The sequence below is a fragment of the Escherichia sp. KTE96 genome, from assembly GCF_000408525.1.
Lineage (GTDB): Bacteria > Pseudomonadota > Gammaproteobacteria > Enterobacterales > Enterobacteriaceae > Escherichia > Escherichia marmotae.
Window position 1 is genome coordinate 987,061 of the sequence record NZ_KE137149.1, and the last position, 16,480, is coordinate 1,003,540.

Consider the following 16,480-nt stretch of genomic DNA (forward strand, 5'->3'; position numbering starts at 1 on the left):
TGCCTGATGCGCCGCTGTCGCGTCTTATCAGGCCTACGAGTTCAGTGCTGCGTGTAGGCCGGATAAGGCGTTCACGCCGCATCCGGCAAGAACAATAATTCTTGATGCAATCACTCTTCGCCGTTAAACCCGGCGCGGTTCAACAGGAACTGTGCCAGCAACGCCACCGGACGGCCGGTTGCGCCTTTTGCTTTACCAGAACGCCACGCAGTACCCGCGATATCCAGGTGTGCCCAGTTGTACTTACGCGTAAAGCGCGACAGGAAACAGCCTGCGGTAATCGCCCCGCCAGGACGCCCGCCAATGTTCGCCATATCGGCAAAATTGGACTCCAACTGTTCCTGGTACTCGTCACCCAGCGGTAAACGCCATGCGCGGTCGCCAGACTGTTCAGACGCGGCAATCAGCTCATGAGCCAGCGGGTTGTGGTTCGCCATCAGGCCAGTGATATGATGGCCCAGCGCGATCACACAAGCACCCGTCAACGTCGCCACGTCAATCACCGCCTCTGGCTCAAAACGCTCAACATAAGTTAACACATCGCACAGCACCAGACGGCCTTCAGCGTCGGTATTCAGCACTTCAACGGTTTGACCGGACATGGTGGTTAACACATCGCCCGGACGATAGGCACGACCGCCAGGCATGTTTTCGCAGCCTGCCAGCACGCCGATAACATTAATCGGCAGTTGCAGCTCCGCGACCATACGCATCACGCCGTAAACTGCCGCCGCGCCGCACATATCGTACTTCATCTCATCCATGCCTTCGGAAGGCTTGATCGAGATACCGCCGGAGTCGAAGGTTAAGCCTTTACCGACCAGCACGATTGGGCGCGCATCTTCCGACGCGTTGCCTTTGTACTCAATCACCGACATCAGCGATTCGTTCTGCGAACCCTGACCAACCGCCAGATAGGAGTGCATCCCCAGCTCTTTCATCTGCTGTTCACCGATAACGCGGGTGATGACATTTTTGCTGTAGCTGTCAGCCAACTGGCGTGCCTGGGAGGCGAGGTAGGCGGCGTTACAGATATTTGGCGGCATATTGCCGAGATCTTTCGCCGCTTTGATCCCTGCGGCAATCGCCAGACCGTGCTGGATCGCACGCTCACCACTGGTAAGTTCACGGCGAGTCGGTACGTTGAACACCATTTTACGCAGCGGACGACGCGGCTCGGTCTTATTCGTTTTTAGTTGATCAAAACTGTATAGCGTCTCTTTTGCCGTCTCGACAGCCTGACGCACTTTCCAGTAGTTATTGCGGCCTTTGACGTGCAGTTCAGTCAGGAAGCAGACCGCTTCCATTGAGCCAGTATCATTCAGTGTATTAATGGTTTTCTGAATAACCTGCTTATACTGGCGCTCATCCAGCTCACGTTCTTTGCCACAACCAATAAGGAGGATGCGCTCGGAGAGCACATTTGGCACATGGTGCAGCAACAGGGTCTGCCCCGGTTTTCCTTCCAGTTCGCCCCGGCGTAGCAGGGCGCTGATGTACCCATCACTGATCTTATCGAGCTGTTCTGCAATCGGAGAAAGGCGACGTGGTTCGAAGACGCCCACGACGATGCAGGCACTCCGCTGTTTCTCCGGGCTACCGCTTTTTACACTAAACTCCATGCACTACGCTCCTGAATCTTAAAGACAACGGCGGTGGCTACAGATAGAATTGCAAGCTTTCGTAACTCATGTCCGCTGTTGCGATGACTTCGTGTTAATCTTAACGTTATTACGGCATTGGCACGTCAGAACAAAATCTGAGGGGCGAATCCGTTGAGTATAATTATCTTAGCGACGATTTCGACGACTCAAGAGAATAAATGACGTTTAAGCCATGAAACAAGCTAAAATCCTGCAAAAGACGAGTTTTTACGGGCGTATTTAAAGTGATAATCATAAGATATCTGGTTCGGGAGACGCTCAAAAGCCAGTTGGCGATACTCTTCATCTTGCTTTTGATCTTCTTCTGTCAAAAGTTAGTGAGGATCCTCGGCGCGGCGGTTGACGGCGACATTCCGGCGAACCTGGTGCTCTCCCTTCTTGGGTTGGGCGTGCCGGAAATGGCGCAGCTTATCCTGCCATTAAGCCTGTTCCTCGGGCTGCTGATGACGTTGGGTAAACTGTATACCGAAAGTGAAATTACGGTAATGCATGCCTGTGGCCTGAGCAAAGCGGTTCTGGTCAAAGCGGCGATGGTTCTCGCGGTATTCACGGCGATTGTCGCGGCGGTTAACGTTATGTGGGCAGGACCGTGGTCATCGCGCCATCAGGATGAAGTGTTAGCGGAAGCGAAAGCTAACCCCGGCATGGCGGCGCTGGCGCAAGGTCAGTTCCAGCAAGCGACGAATGGCAGCTCGGTGCTGTTCATCGAAAGTGTTGACGGTAGCGATTTCAAAGATGTGTTCCTCGCGCAAATTCGACCAAAAGGTAATGCGCGTCCTTCCGTGGTGGTGGCCGATTCCGGACATTTAACTCAGTTGCGAGATGGCTCTCAGGTCGTGACCCTCAATCAGGGAACGCGCTTCGAAGGCACTGCACTGCTGCGTGATTTCCGCATTACGGACTTCCAGGATTATCAGGCGATCATCGGTCATCAGGCGGTAGCGCTGGACCCGAACGATACTGACCAGATGGACATGCGCACACTGTGGAACACTGACACCGATCGTGCCCGCGCGGAACTGAACTGGCGTATCACTTTGGTATTCACCGTGTTTATGATGGCGCTCATGGTTGTGCCTCTGAGCGTGGTTAACCCGCGTCAGGGGCGTGTCCTGTCGATGCTACCGGCCATGTTGCTGTATCTGCTTTTCTTCCTGATCCAGACCTCGCTGAAATCGAACGGCGGTAAAGGTAAGTTGGATCCGACGCTGTGGATGTGGACCGTAAACCTGATTTATCTGGCTTTGGCGATTGTTCTCAACCTTTGGGATACGGTGCCGGTCCGCCGTCTGCGCGCCAGTTTTACGCGTAAAGGAGCGGTATAATGCAACCCTTTGGTGTACTTGACCGCTATATCGGTAAAACTATTTTCACCACCATCATGATGACGCTGTTCATGCTGGTGTCGCTTTCCGGCATTATCAAGTTTGTCGATCAGTTGAAAAAAGCCGGGCAGGGGAGCTACGACGCGTTAGGCGCGGGGATGTATACCCTGCTGAGCGTGCCGAAAGATGTGCAAATCTTCTTCCCGATGGCGGCCTTGCTGGGCGCGTTGCTCGGACTGGGGATGCTGGCACAACGCAGCGAACTGGTGGTGATGCAGGCTTCTGGTTTTACCCGTATGCAGGTGGCGCTGTCAGTGATGAAAACCGCCATTCCACTGGTCTTGTTGACCATGGCGATTGGCGAGTGGGTCGCGCCGCAGGGCGAACAGATGGCGCGTAACTACCGTGCGCAGGCGATGTACGGCGGCTCGTTGCTCTCTACCCAGCAAGGTTTATGGGCGAAAGATGGCGACAACTTTGTCTATATTGAACGAGTAAAAGGCGATGAAGAGTTAGGTGGCATCAGTATTTATGCCTTCAACGAGAATCGTCGTCTGCAATCCGTTCGCTATGCTGCTTCCGCGAAGTTTGACCCGGAACATAAAGTCTGGCGTCTCTCGCAGGTTGATGAATCTGACCTGACCAATCCCAAACAGATAACCGGTTCGCAGACCGTGAGCGGTACCTGGAAAACCAACCTCACGCCGGACAAACTGGGCGTTGTAGCGCTGGATCCGGATGCTCTCTCCATTAGTGGTTTACACAACTACGTGAAGTATCTGAAGTCGAGTGGCCAGGACGCCGGACGTTATCAGCTCAATATGTGGAGCAAAATCTTCCAGCCGCTTTCTGTCGCGGTGATGATGTTGATGGCGCTGTCGTTCATCTTCGGTCCACTGCGCAGCGTGCCGATGGGGGTACGGGTGGTCACCGGTATCAGCTTCGGCTTTGTGTTCTACGTGCTGGATCAGATCTTCGGCCCACTGACGCTGGTTTACGGTATCCCGCCGATCATCGGCGCACTGTTGCCAAGCGCCAGCTTCTTCTTAATCAGCCTGTGGCTGTTAATGAGAAAATCGTAACTTGATGAACGAATAAAGGGAGCATAAGCTCCCTTTATTATTGTCAGCAAAGTGTGTTTCGTTCATGCCTGAAAAATCAATATATTGCAGTGGTGTAGGCCTGATAAGACGCGCCAGCGCCGCATCAGGCGAAGATAAATCGCACCTGACTTACCTTCTTCTTCCCCCCAGCAAACTCCCCAGCACCCCGCGTATAATCTGGTTCGTCACCTGACGGGCGGCGCTTTTCGCCATAGTCTGTACCACGCCATCTTTCTTCCCGCCGCGCGGTCCGGTAGTGCCAAACAAAATATCCTTCAACCCACCCAGAATACCGTCATCTTCACTTATCTCTTTCCCTTTGGCAGGAGGGTTATTTTGCTGTTCGGTACTGGCCTGCACACCTTTTTGCAGCATCTCATAGGCGGATTCCCGGTCTACGTCATCTTCATACTTGCCATACACCGGAGAGTGATTAATCAGGCCGTTACGCTCATCTTCCGTTACCGGCCCCATCCGTGAACAAGGCGCGATCACCATCGCACGCTCTACCACAGAAGGACTTCCTTTCGCATCCAGAAAAGAGATCAACGCTTCGCCGGTTCCTAGTTCCTGAATCGCCTTTTCCGTATCAAATGCCGGATTGGGACGCATGGTTTGCGCCGCCGTCTTCACCGCTTTCTGGTCTTTCGGCGTGAAGGCGCGCAGAGCGTGCTGAACGCGATTTCCCAACTGCCCAAGCACGTTGTCAGGGATATCAGACGGGTTTTGCGAAACAAACCAGACGCCCACACCTTTCGAGCGGATAAGTCTTATTACCTGTTCAATCTTATCCAGCAACACCTGCGGTGCATCGTTGAACAGCAGATGCGCTTCGTCGAAGAAAAATACCAGTTTCGGTTTATCCAAATCGCCTGCTTCTGGCAGTTGCTCATACAACTCAGAAAGCATCCACAGCAGGCTGGCGGCGTACAGTTTTGGCATCTGGTAGAGCTTTTCGGCGCTAAGAATATTGATAACACCTTTACCGTTAGCATCGGTACGCATCCAGTCTTTGATATCCAGCATCGGCTCACCAAAGAAATGCGTCGCCCCTTGCTGTTCCAGCGTCAGTAATCCGCGCTGGATGGCGCCAACCGATGCGCTACTGATATTACCGTACTGATTCTGGAATGATTTGGCGTTATCACCGATATATTGGGTAATCGCCCGGAGATCTTTAAAGTCGAGTAACAATAGTCCCTGATCGTCGGCAATACGGAAGATGATATTCAGCACGCCGGATTGCACGTCGTTGAGATTTAACAGCCGTGCAAGCAACAGCGGTCCCAGATCCGAGACCGTTGCCCGTACTGGATGACCTTTCTCACCAAAAATATCCCACACAACTACTGGATTCGCATGTGGCTGCCAGTCGTTGACGCCGATATTTTTCAACCGAGCGAGCAGTTTTTCCGAGGTAGTACCTTCTGCCGCAACCCCGGTCAAATCACCTTTTACATCGGCCATAAATACCGGAACGCCGATTTCTGACAGAGATTCCGCCAGTTTTTGCAGCGTGACAGTTTTACCTGTCCCTGTTGCGCCAGTAATCAGTCCGTGACGGTTAGCCATAGCGGGTAGTAAAAACAGTTCTGTGTCCGGCGTGCGGGCAATTAAACGCGGTTCGCTCATGAGATTTCCTCCAGTTCCCTGCCTGGAGTATAGACACGGTTGAGCGCTTTTCACCACTAAATTCAGCCGATTGCGAGATATCTTAAAGGCCGGTAGAAGTGACCCGGCAGAGCGATCAGAGGTCGACACGCTGACTGATTTGCAAACCTTTATCTTACGCGGCGCTACCCAGCGCAACCACGCGACCAATCACTTCATGACAGGCAACCAGTGGGTACTGTGAGAATCCCCACTTGTTGTCGAGCATCGACAGGCCAGAATGGCAAATCCCGCAGTAATCCACCTGTACTTCGCCGTCTTGTGGCTTCAGTTCACCGGGATCGTACTCATAGAGCTCCAGTTCCCCGCCAGCCTCTTTTGCAGCATAGCTTTTTATCATCGACATGCTTTTGCCCTTCTCTGGTATTGCCCGGGAAGTGTAGAGTATGGTCGGGCGGGAGGCCTGGAGTGTGACAAAGGTTACACATTACTGAGAATGGTGCTGAAATTTTCAGCACTTAGCAAAGTGGGTGCAAGCTGACGCTTGCATGGCGGCGCGTGACAGGTATAATCCACAACGTTTTCCGCATACCTCTTCAGTGCCGAAGTGGCGAAATCGGTAGACGCAGTTGATTCAAAATCAACCGTAGAAATACGTGCCGGTTCGAGTCCGGCCTTCGGCACCATTAGTACTTCCAAGACCATCCGAGAAAGTCCAAATATCCCTTTAAAATCAATGCTTGCAGCGATTTTTACGTCCTACCTCTTCCGAGGTAGTCCGTTGAAATCCGGATATCATTGGGGGCATCTTAACTTCGATTAGAAATGTGCCCCCAAAATGAAGCTCAACGCCAGACAAGTCGAGACCGCAAAGCTAAAAGACAAAACCTACAAAATGGCTGATGGTGGCGGTTTGTATCTTGAGGTTTCTATCAAAGGCTCTAAATATTGGCGTATGAAATACAGACGCCCCTCCGACAAAAAAGAGGATCGTCTTGCTTTTGGTGTTTGGCCGACCGTGACGCTTGCTGAAGCTAGAACGAGAAGGGATGAAGCGAAAAAGTTGCTGGCACACGGCATAGATCCAAAAGCAGTACGAAAAGAGGCCCAAGCAGAGAATGCTGGTACTTATAATTTTGAAACTATTACCCGTGAATGGCATGCCAGCAACAAACGTTGGAGCGAGGATCATCGGGGGCGCGTTCTTCGCTATCTAGAGCTTTATATCTTCCCTTATATTGGCTCGTCTGATATCCGACAGCTTAAAACTAGTCATCTTCTAGCTCCGATAAAAAAGTTGATGCCAGTGGTAAGCATGATGTAGCGCAGCGTCTTCAGCAACGTGTCACTACTATTATGCGCTATGCCGTACAGAACGATTATATAGACTCGAATCCTGCAAGTGATATGGCTGGAGCGTTATCGACATCTAAAATGCGGCACTATCCGGCGCTACCCTCACATCGTTTCCCTGAGTTCTTGGCGCGTCTTGCTGCATATCGTGGTCGTATGATGACGAAAATTGCGGTTGAGCTTTCTTTACTAACTTTTGTTCGTTCAAGCGAATTGCGTTTTGCTCGTTGGAAAGAATTTGATTTTGATAACGCTATTTGGCGTATTCCGGCAAAACGTGAAGAAATTAAAGGTGTGCGTTACTCGTATCGCGGCATGAAAATGAAAGAGGAGCATATAGTTCCACTTAGCCAGCAGGCGATGATGTTGTTAGTACAGCTTGAGCAGATTAGTGGTGATAAAGAGCTTCTTTTCCCGGGAGATCATGACGCAGCTAAGGTTATGAGTGAAAATACGGTAAACAATGCATTGCGTGCGATGGGATATGACACAAAAACGGAAGTCTGTGGTCATGGTTTTAGGAATATGGCACGTGGTGCGTTGGGGGAGTCGGGGCTATGGAGTGATGACGCGATAGAACGTCAGTTGAGTCATTCTGAGCGTAATAGTGTTAGGGCAGCTTATATTCATACCCCTGAACATTTGGATGAAAGGCGATTAATGGTTCAATGGTGGGCTGATTATCTTGATGCAAACAAGATTAAACCTATTAGTCCATTTGACTACGCAAAACTTCATGCTTAATTATTTATGCTGATAGAAAGCCAATCTGACTCTATGACTGGCTTTCTTTACGAATTAGCTAACTACGATTTGACCTTATTTCTCTTTGGCGCATAAATCGAGTGTATTTCCATTTAATATAGTGTCATACATCTCTTGAAGTATATCTTGACTTGTATTTTTATCTGTAAATCTAAATACAGATGCGGCTACATATTCAGGTAATATTTCAAATGAAAGCCATTTGCGTTTTAATCGTTCAGCAACACTTCCAGTTGTATTTGAACCGCCAAAAATATCTACAACAAGATCACCCGGTTCTGTTAACATTGTAATGAAAAACTCCGGCAATTTAGATGGGAATCGTGCTGGATGCCCCTTAACGCCAATTTTTTTACAACTCGATAAATATCCACCGTTAGATTCGGAGTTGGGAATTTGCAATAAATTTGGAGGTATAGCACCGCCATTATCTTTGCCAAAGCTGCTGCTTATATCATGTCCTGATGGACGCATTTTGGGGGAATAATATTTATTAGGGTCTTCAATAAGTTTTTTCATCCTATCACTATAGGGAACAAGAACTTTAGTTATATCTGACTTTGGCCATTCGGTTTTGCTAAACCACCAAATTGTGTTAACAGAATCTTTAACACGCAGCTTTCTTTTGTTAACCCACTCAATAGGACTTGGTAGTTTTGAAGGGTTAAACCAATAGAAGTCCTCAGCCAGATGGAACCCAACCTCATCAATCATCCTGATCAAAACCCGGAAGTTGTAGACACTTCTAACAGGCACTCCTTTCATGTAAGCACCACCAAAATCGACGACAAAGCTACCATCATCTTTTAGCTTTTTAAAAATCAGCTCGCCGAATTTTAAAAACCAATCGATGTACTGTTCTTGATCGTGATTACCATATTCTTTCTTACGCTGTAATGCGAAAGGTGGGCTTGTCATCACTAAATTTAAGCTGTTGTCTGGCATCGATTTAAGCATTTCAAGCGAGTCAGCAATGTACATTGCACCCAAATCTGTTTTGTACGCAGGTTTTTTATTGTCAAATGTCATAACTGCTACTCATAGTCTGTAGATCTATTGTCATCAAGGCTGCATTGTCTCGCGAATGGAACGAAAGATAAACCCCTCAAGAGCAAGAGTGATTTTTGCCCATAACATCAGAAAGTTAAGGGAGAGACAAGGGTTGTCTCAAGAAGCCTTGGCTGACTTAGCAGGCTTGCATAGAACTTACATCGGATCAGTAGAGCGATGTGAAAGAAATATTTCCATTGATAATATCGACCGAATTGCTTCAGCCCTTGGCGTCTCTCCCAGTTCCCTGTTGGAGAATAATCAGGTATGAAATTTGAGTTGCATCAAGATTGGTCAAATTTAATTGCGCTTTGGCCTCAGGTTGAAGAATATCAACGGTTAGCTAATAAGCACGGAATCAATGATATATTCCAAGATAACGGAGGGAAACTCCTGCAAGTTCTTTTACTTCTCAGTCTTAAAGTTCTTCCTGGGCGAGAAGGTAATGATGCAGTAGATGTTACTGGTACTGAGTTTGAATTAAAATCAGTTAATGTTGAGTTAACTAAAAGTTTTTCAACTCACCATCATATGAATCCAACAATAATTGCGAAATATAGGCAGGTTCCATGGGTGTTCGCAATTTATAGTAATATCACTATCCGTTCAGTTTATTTACTCATGCCCGGTGATTTGGAAGTCTTCTATGATAAATGGGAGAGACAATGGCATGAAAGAGATGGTAAAGACATAAACAATCCTAAAATACCGGTTAAGTATGTTATCGAGAATGGTAAATTGCTTTGGTCAAACGCTACGCCAGAAGAATTACTTTGGACTCCTGAAATCGAAGAGCAAATCGATCTTGGCGGATTTGAAGCGGATGCTTAATAAGCTAGTATTAATTTGCAGCGCGCAGTGCTTTCCCCGCCTCGCCCGCCCGCTTTGCGGAGCGGTTTTAATGCAGTTGCACTGACACGCTCAGGCCGCGCCGGGTGCGGCGTGATCTGCAGGAAATGAGGCGGGAAAACGCATGCAAAGCCATGCACCTTATCGAAGCATGGCTTTTTTCAGTAAAAACAGGCGGATTTTCGGGGAATTTTACACAGACTGACGTGATGCCAGTTCTGCACTTTTACGGGAAAAAATTATGTTCTGCGCAGGAGTGAATTTTTCACGGCTGTCATCCACCGAAGCCTCGTCAGGCCTGAATCCGATAGCCGTTAAAATGTCGCTATCCTGTGCGGAATAATTAATTTTTTCACCCTTCGCAAGCCAGGACAGGAGGGCTTCACGCAGGGCATCTGTGGCACGCTGTATGGCTCAGTTTCGGGCAACGGCCGTCAGCTCACTGTAGCCCATCAGCTCCGGTGCCAGTGCGGCCGCCAGTGCTGTGCCGTGCTGCTGCATAAAATCATTCAGCCGGTCGCAGATGCTGATGTGCTGAACGGCTTCATGCGAACGAATATAACGACCGGCGGCCTGATTCACCAGCCATTTTCTGACTTCGATAATATTGCGTAATTCGTCCAGCCGGCTGACATTCCTGCCTTCCCCGGACAGAAGCCGCAGATATTCCTGTTCGGCTGCCGCTAGTTCATTTTTGCGCTGAAGCCATGCCGCTTTATTATTCTGGCAGACCTCAAAAGCCTGCTGTAATGACATTGTAGTCATACCCCGTCTCCTGATTAATGGTTGAATGGTGAGCTGTAACAGCCTTTAACTTTTCGGACAACAGCCGGTGCTGTGCTTGCCGGTGCGGGTATGCGCAGAATGACGACAGAAATGGCAGCGCATCATGACAGCAGTCCTCTGGCCTTAAGCTCTGCTGCCTGCTGGTCTATTTTGTCCTGCCACACCTTGCGCTGTGCCGGTGTGCCTGCCACCTCATAATCCATGTGCGGGAGTGTTGCCGCTGACAGTCCGGTTGTAAATAGACCCGTTTTAGTTCCATGCATTTTTTGAGATCCCGGCCAAATTGACTCTGGCCCAAAATCAGTGCAGTGCTAAATCAGAGATCTTCGTCTTACAAAGATTGTTTGGCTGAAATTTTGATGCCACTGGTATCACCTTTTTGCCTATTGATTGGCAGATATTAATAGGTGGCGATAGCAGTAGCATTAATATAGAGGCAAACATTAACGACCTGATGATGCTCTTTCTGCATTGTAAGATTTTACAAAATGCTCTGCCTTTTCAAAGGCAAAAAACTCCATTGTTATTGCATGAATGAAGAATGCAAAGCACATGATAAAAATCGCACCTGCTATTATCGATGAAATATTTATAGCCATTAATATGACATCATGATGATGTGTTATCAGAGATATTACAGAGGATACCATCCAGGCAATTAATATGAAGAAAATGATCATGAATGATATGAACAAAAAGAGGAATGTATTCTTTTTCGTTTCTTTATATCTATAGGATAGTTTGCATTCTCCACTATCAATAAATTCCACTGTACGGGCAATGTAATTAATGCCTTTAGCCATATACAATATTTTTGATGGGTCGGATGAGATCATTATAAAAACAATATCCTGGTACTTTGCGTAACGCCATCCTGTGAGCTGACAAAACCAATATTCTACCAAACGATGGTTGCAGTTTTCTTTCGTATATTCATTTAAAAAATTAATATGTGCTTCCTCCTGACCTTTGCGTTTCCCTAAAAATGCTTCAAGCAATATAATTAATACTTTCCCAAATGACTCTAGCAATGACATGGCTGTCTCCTGACTTCATCTCTATTGTTAAGATAATGAATGGTGTTCTCATTTGATTGTAAAAGCAATGGATATATAGGAATTGATATAAACATGAAATGCCATATTAGAAACTATAATTAAAGCCAATGTTTCCAGTCCATGGCGATTCCACCCCATCACCTTTCTCATAATTTATGCTGGCGTAAATATGTGTGTGCGGCGTGGTAGCCGCGCTGATGCCAGCCTGGCAACTTCCTCTTGTTCCGGCAATATCGTTATTGAAATTATCATCATTAACTTTGGCCGGATTGTTATGTACAAACTCTTGCTCCAGTGTGACTCTCAGCCATGGAACGAACTGCATACCATGATGAGTTGCCATCTTCTGGCGCAACCTAAACCCAACTTGCCCCAGCGCGGATTTAGCAGTGCCGGGAGCTCAAAAAATGCATGGAACTAAAACGGGTCTATTTACAGCAAACCTCACCCCCTAAAAACCTCTTTCCGATGCCACTCCACAAACCCCTCAAAAGGGTAATTTTTACGCACCTGCGGCAACGCAATAGTTTTCCCGTCAAAATCCCAGAATAGTTTCTCAACGATCCCTCCGCCGTTTACCGCATCCGAGACCAGTACCCGCATATTTTCATCCAGGCCAATCGATCCTTTATCAAAGGCTTTATGGTGAATTGCGCAAAGCGCCAGACCATTGGGGATTTCACAAGGGCCGCCGTGCTGTTTCCATTTTATATGCGCCGCTTCCAGCGCGACGGTGGTGTCATCGTGGCGCATATTAAAGCCACCTTTCGCACCAATACCGTAAAATAGCTTCAACAAATTTGTCAGAAATAATCCCCCGACGGGCTGCTGAGCTGAAATGACTGCTGCGTAGCACCGTCGTCCAGTTTTCTGGTGTTCGGTACGCTGAACCGTAATATCCCGTGCTAAAATCGTCCGGATCTTCATCTGGCTCGTTCGTCAGCCCTCTTTCACCTTGTTGCTGGAAGCCGACGAAAATAATATTGGCTAAGGCATTATTTTTATAATTGCCATAAATCGTTTCATACGCATGAGGGTAATTTTCTTTCCAGTACCAGGTGGTATCGCCGCAAAACCACGGAGCGGCAGCAATATTATTAAGCTGAGAACGATACTGTTTCAAATCCTCACGGAAGGCTTCAACCATATGATTAAAGTATTGAGGATGTAACGCGTAGTCACTGGTCATTAAGTCAAATTCGCCCTGCATCCAGCATACGCCGAGGAATTTATTCTGCGGATTCTTTGACAGTGCCATTCGTGTTCTGTTGACTAAATCCTGATACAGCGGAGTATCCGCTCCCCAACGACATGAATCATGGCTGGCTCCGTGCTGTTCTGAATATGTCCCTTCGCTGCCCGTGGTAAAAGCCGATCCACCACGGCAACAGGGAACGATAAGAACGCCTGCATTATCAGGAATGAAGGGCAGTAATTTCCGCGCAATATGTAGTGCCTGGCCAACGGTGCCGTACTGTGTTTGATAATTCGTTGCCAGAGGATGGTGATAACCCTGCATATCCTGGACATCGTGTGGGCAGTGAGTCAGTGGAATAATGTCATTAAATTGACATAACGGGCCACCGGGATGCGTCTGAGTGAATCTCGCCAGTTGTTTTATTCTGGGATGAGGCGCATCTTCACTGTCTGGTAACGGGAGTCCTTCGCCATACGCCATAGCATTAGACTGACCGGCAACGGTAAGAACATAGTAATAATCGGGCGATATTATTGCGTTCATATAAATGTCGCGTAATTAAAATGATGAATTGATATCAGGGCTCCTTTACTGGAGCCCTGAAAAGTTAGTTTTGCACAGTCACTTTATTATCTTTCACAGAGAGTAACACTGAATCCGCCACAGCTTTGCCGCCCGTAGTTTCACCGCCAATAATCAATAAGCTATTATTCCAGGGTAATGATACTCCGTAGGCCCTACCTTGCGACAGTTCGCCAGATTTCTCCCATTTCCCGTTATGCCAAAGATGAATATCAGCGCTATACGATTTTTTCAGGCCTTCATGCGCATAGTTCTTACCGTTCTGGTAATTTTCCCGTGAACCTTTAAATCCGGCTCCTCCGGCAAATATAAGAGAGTCATTGCTAATACCAGCAAAACCGCCAGCTACGCCATCCGGTGAGGCGACGGGAGAAAGTTTATTCCATTTTATGTTATTGCTGGTGAAATCAAGCTCAAATACAGCATCAGTTCGCAATCCTGGTTTTGCCTCGCCATTAATAAGCCAGGTTTTATCACCTTTATTTGCTACCGCCGCTCCAGCCGTACCGTACCAGGGAGATTCACCAGCATAACTCCATTGCTGTGTAGAGGGCTCAAAAGACAACAGAAACTTATTGAAGAAATAATCTTCTGCTTTTTTGTCAAAATAGTTGGCGTTGATTTTATCTATAGTCTTTGAATCTTTTCCAGCCTCATTGAGATCTTCAAAATAGCCATTGAAGATATTCTGGTTAACACCGCCAGTAACATAAGCCTTGCCGTTGTGTACAAAAGTCACATGACCCGCCATGCCCATCGGTGCGTGTGACATCAATTTAACCCAGGTATTGGTTTCGGGATTATATTTGTGTACGTCGTTGAACACCTGAGTTAACCCATCTCTGTTTTTACCAACACCGCCAAATACATACAAATTACCATCAATAAATGCAGAGGTTGCTTGATCTCTCGGGCCAGCCGGGAATTCCGCCAGGGCTATCCATTTCTTATCTTTGGCTTGCGTATCCAGCTTGTACCATGCTGCTCCTGCGCTACCTAAACCAATGTAGACTGTGTTGTTATCAATCACTCCAGTACCGCTTTTAAAAGGCACAGGGGTTTCTGGTAATACAGACGCGTTTGCGGCAAATGAAGCCATTATGATAGCAAGTGCCATTATTTTTTTATTCATTGTGACTGTCTCCTGTCTACTACAGTTTAAATGACACACCAATGCGATAACTGTTTTCAGATAAATTATCTCTACCGTTGTAAACACCCTGACGGTCAAGGTAGTCATATTCTATGTATGGCGTAATATCTGGCGTCATATGGTATTGTAGAACAAATGCATTTTCCGTCGCCCATTTCTTATGGTTTGCATAGCGATAATCGTTTTGTTTGCTGTATAGCGTTGTTTGCCAGGCGAAGGTGAAATCACTATTAATATGGTAAGTGACATATCCATCCCAACGATGAACGTTATCACGAGACATATCGCCGGATAAGTCTTGCTGTCGGTAGGCTTTCCAGTCGTAACGATAGCGAATGCCAAAATTGAGATCTTTTGTCGCATCCCAGGACAGTTTTACGTAAGGTCCGTAGCGTGTACCGTTGCTGCTAAAATGGGTTAACATTCCCGGGCGCACAGTCCATTGATCATCAAGTTTTATTGCGTAATTAACTTCGACCTGAACATCATTGAGTGCGGCATTTTCTTTTTTATTATCATGAATAGTGTTCCAGGTATTACTTTCAAGACTTGCCCACCATCCATTTTGCCATCCCTCACTGACTTTGAGTCGAGTTTCATAAGCATGGCTCCCACTACGATATCCACCACGGACGTCCAGTGTTGCAGCCTGAGAAATTAATGGCGACGAAAAGCAGAGTAATAATACGCCAGAAAGTATTTTAGCCTTTTTCATAAATTTCACTCATTTGTAGGATACAGAAAGTAATACAAAGCCCGCATAAACAATTAGCATTTATGTCGTGTAATATTTTTTGCCAGGCTTATAGTGTCTTTGGCAGCGGATAGCTGTATTTTATATTTTTTGTATAAGGTCTCCTGTGAAAATTCACTTTCCACATTATTTAAATATACAGAGGACCAGATTAAATACCTGAGTATAAAATCTCTTCTGATGTTTAATTGATTTGAATGTTCGTAAGCTATATCACTTACTCAATCCATTTTACCCAGAGTCATAAAATAGATTGTTTGTTGATCTCATTTTCATACTCCTTTCAGACTGAAGTGCGTTTTCATCACCCGATGAGAAAGAACTGAAGTGATGTTTGTCATAGATTGCGAGATGCCCAGCTTCATTTACTGTCTTGGTGAACCTTTATACCTGTTATACCAGATCAAAAATCACACAATCCATACAACAAAACCAGATTTGCAATTCGTGTCACAAAATATGTCGATATTTTTCTAAGAAGAAGATGCTATGTGAAGCCAGATGACCACTTGCGGAGCTCTTCATAAACCAAAGGTTTTTCTTTAATTATTTGTTTTATATGTTATTTATTTTTAGTTCAAACAGGAGGCGATTTGCAAGATAACTCAGCGGGCATGGTAAAGATAAGTGTCTATCCGCCATCAGACTGGGCATAATTCTCATCATGAAATATGTTTCCTGCTTTGTGGCACGTAGCTGGGAACTCCCGGAGTTGTTCCGGGCAGGCTTGTTGATGTTCAGCACGCATCGGTATTTTCAGGATGATGTTTCAATCCGTTTGTTGCCGTATCACCCGGCGAATAGCTGTGAGTCAGGAAGGTTTAAGTCGTAGTGACCAAAGCTATCTTTAGCAACGAATGCAGATGGAAAAAGCGTGTCCTGGCTTTCCTCATATCTCCGGGAAATACACAGTATGAAAAAGGGATGTAACAACCTCACAGCATGAGTTTACGAACCAAAGGATAATAATGGCTAGGAAACTAAGCATTAGCATGATAATAGCCACCTGAAAATTACCGGTTTCTATGAAATAGCAATTATGCGGAAAAACAGAGTTGACTAATAATGTTATGTGTGAGATGGCTGACAGAAGCAATATTAAATTTTTATGATGATTTGCTTGTTACAGAAGATATCACATGATATATAGATAAGAATAGTTATATTGATCATGAGGTTTATTATTGGATTTCGTCTTACGCTGATAAATATATTAATGAACATAGCAT

The 16,480-nt window shown here is 46.6% G+C and carries 12 protein-coding genes, 1 tRNA gene and 5 pseudogenes; 7 read left to right on the forward strand and 11 right to left on the reverse strand.

The annotated features are described in order from the left end of the window. Positions 1-110: 110 nt before the first annotated feature. Complete coding sequence (gene pepA / locus A1WG_RS09675) at positions 111-1,622, reverse strand: leucyl aminopeptidase (RefSeq protein ID WP_000397162.1); 1,512 nt, start codon at positions 1,620-1,622, stop codon at positions 111-113. Positions 1,623-1,775: 153 nt separating this feature from the next. Between pepA and ytgA the strand changes: the two genes are divergently transcribed. The 3 genes from ytgA (at position 1,776) to lptG (ending at position 4,071) form a co-directional block, all read left to right on the forward strand. Then, positions 1,776-1,826 (forward strand): protein YtgA, encoded by a 51-nt coding sequence (ytgA, locus tag A1WG_RS24980; RefSeq protein ID WP_211180521.1) that lies wholly within the window; start codon positions 1,776-1,778, stop codon positions 1,824-1,826. A 62-nt stretch (positions 1,827-1,888) separates the two neighbouring features. Next, positions 1,889-2,989, forward strand: a complete 1,101-nt coding sequence (lptF, locus tag A1WG_RS09670) for an LPS export ABC transporter permease LptF (RefSeq protein WP_000584138.1) — start codon at positions 1,889-1,891, stop codon at positions 2,987-2,989. Further along, on the forward strand, positions 2,989-4,071 hold the full coding sequence (lptG, locus tag A1WG_RS09665) for an LPS export ABC transporter permease LptG (protein WP_001182249.1): 1,083 nt from the start codon (positions 2,989-2,991) through the stop codon (positions 4,069-4,071). Before lptF ends, lptG begins: the two co-directional genes overlap by 1 nt. A 150-nt stretch (positions 4,072-4,221) precedes the next feature. Here the strand turns inward: lptG and A1WG_RS09660 are convergent, their stop codons facing one another. Further along, positions 4,222-5,724 (reverse strand): helicase HerA-like C-terminal domain-containing protein, encoded by a 1,503-nt coding sequence (locus A1WG_RS09660; RefSeq protein ID WP_001294846.1) that lies wholly within the window; start codon positions 5,722-5,724, stop codon positions 4,222-4,224. A gap of 157 nt (positions 5,725-5,881) precedes the next feature. After that, positions 5,882-6,109, reverse strand: a pseudogene (locus A1WG_RS09655) (alcohol dehydrogenase catalytic domain-containing protein); the annotation flags it as partial. 195 nt (positions 6,110-6,304) lie between these two features. Between A1WG_RS09655 and A1WG_RS09650 the strand changes: the two are divergent. Together A1WG_RS09650 and A1WG_RS0121905 are read left to right on the forward strand one after the other, a co-directional pair. Beyond that, positions 6,305-6,389: transfer RNA gene (locus tag A1WG_RS09650), tRNA-Leu, on the forward strand. Positions 6,390-6,541: 152 nt separating this feature from the next. After that, positions 6,542-7,800 (forward strand): annotated as a pseudogene (locus tag A1WG_RS0121905) (tyrosine-type recombinase/integrase). Between the two features lie 75 nt (positions 7,801-7,875). Here A1WG_RS0121905 and A1WG_RS09645 read toward each other — a convergent pair. Continuing rightward, positions 7,876-8,850, reverse strand: coding sequence for a DNA-methyltransferase (locus tag A1WG_RS09645; protein ID WP_000141850.1), 975 nt, complete (start codon positions 8,848-8,850; stop codon positions 7,876-7,878). A 55-nt stretch (positions 8,851-8,905) separates the two neighbouring features. Here A1WG_RS09645 and A1WG_RS23405 point away from each other — a divergent pair, with 55 nt between their 5' ends. Beyond that, the gene (locus tag A1WG_RS23405; protein ID WP_010376679.1) at positions 8,906-9,142 is read left to right on the forward strand and encodes a helix-turn-helix domain-containing protein; all 237 of its coding nucleotides are present in this window, start codon (positions 8,906-8,908) and stop codon (positions 9,140-9,142) included. Then, positions 9,139-9,702, forward strand: a complete 564-nt coding sequence (locus A1WG_RS09640; RefSeq protein ID WP_001517663.1) for a PDDEXK family nuclease — start codon at positions 9,139-9,141, stop codon at positions 9,700-9,702. Before A1WG_RS23405 ends, A1WG_RS09640 begins: the two co-directional genes overlap by 4 nt. 210 nt (positions 9,703-9,912) lie before the next feature. On the opposite strand, the pseudogene A1WG_RS0121915 reads toward A1WG_RS09640, so the two are convergent. From A1WG_RS0121915 to nanC, 7 genes and pseudogenes are all read right to left on the reverse strand, one after another. Further along, a pseudogene (locus tag A1WG_RS0121915) lies at positions 9,913-10,485 on the reverse strand (phage polarity suppression protein). A 464-nt stretch (positions 10,486-10,949) separates the two neighbouring features. Next, positions 10,950-11,543 carry a hypothetical protein gene (locus A1WG_RS09635; RefSeq protein ID WP_001517666.1) on the reverse strand — a complete coding sequence of 198 codons (594 nt, stop codon included), beginning with the start codon at positions 11,541-11,543 and terminating at the stop codon, positions 10,950-10,952. 106 nt (positions 11,544-11,649) lie between these two features. Next, positions 11,650-11,943, reverse strand: a pseudogene (locus A1WG_RS09630) (autotransporter outer membrane beta-barrel domain-containing protein); the annotation flags it as partial. Positions 11,944-12,008: 65 nt separating this feature from the next. After that, a pseudogene (locus tag A1WG_RS09625) lies at positions 12,009-12,335 on the reverse strand (HNH endonuclease); the annotation flags it as partial. Further along, positions 12,319-13,305, reverse strand: a complete 987-nt coding sequence (locus A1WG_RS09620; protein ID WP_001517667.1) for a sialate O-acetylesterase — start codon at positions 13,303-13,305, stop codon at positions 12,319-12,321. The gene A1WG_RS09620 and the pseudogene A1WG_RS09625, both read right to left, overlap by 17 nt. Before the next feature lie 64 nt (positions 13,306-13,369). Further along, positions 13,370-14,476: an N-acetylneuraminate epimerase gene (locus A1WG_RS09615; RefSeq protein ID WP_001517668.1), complete on the reverse strand. Its 1,107-nt coding sequence runs from the start codon at positions 14,474-14,476 to the stop codon at positions 13,370-13,372. 19 nt (positions 14,477-14,495) lie between these two features. Next, a complete protein-coding gene (nanC, locus tag A1WG_RS09610) occupies positions 14,496-15,212 on the reverse strand; it encodes an N-acetylneuraminic acid outer membrane channel NanC (protein WP_000709387.1) in 717 nt (238 codons plus the stop codon). Between the last annotated feature and the right edge of the window lie 1,268 nt (positions 15,213-16,480).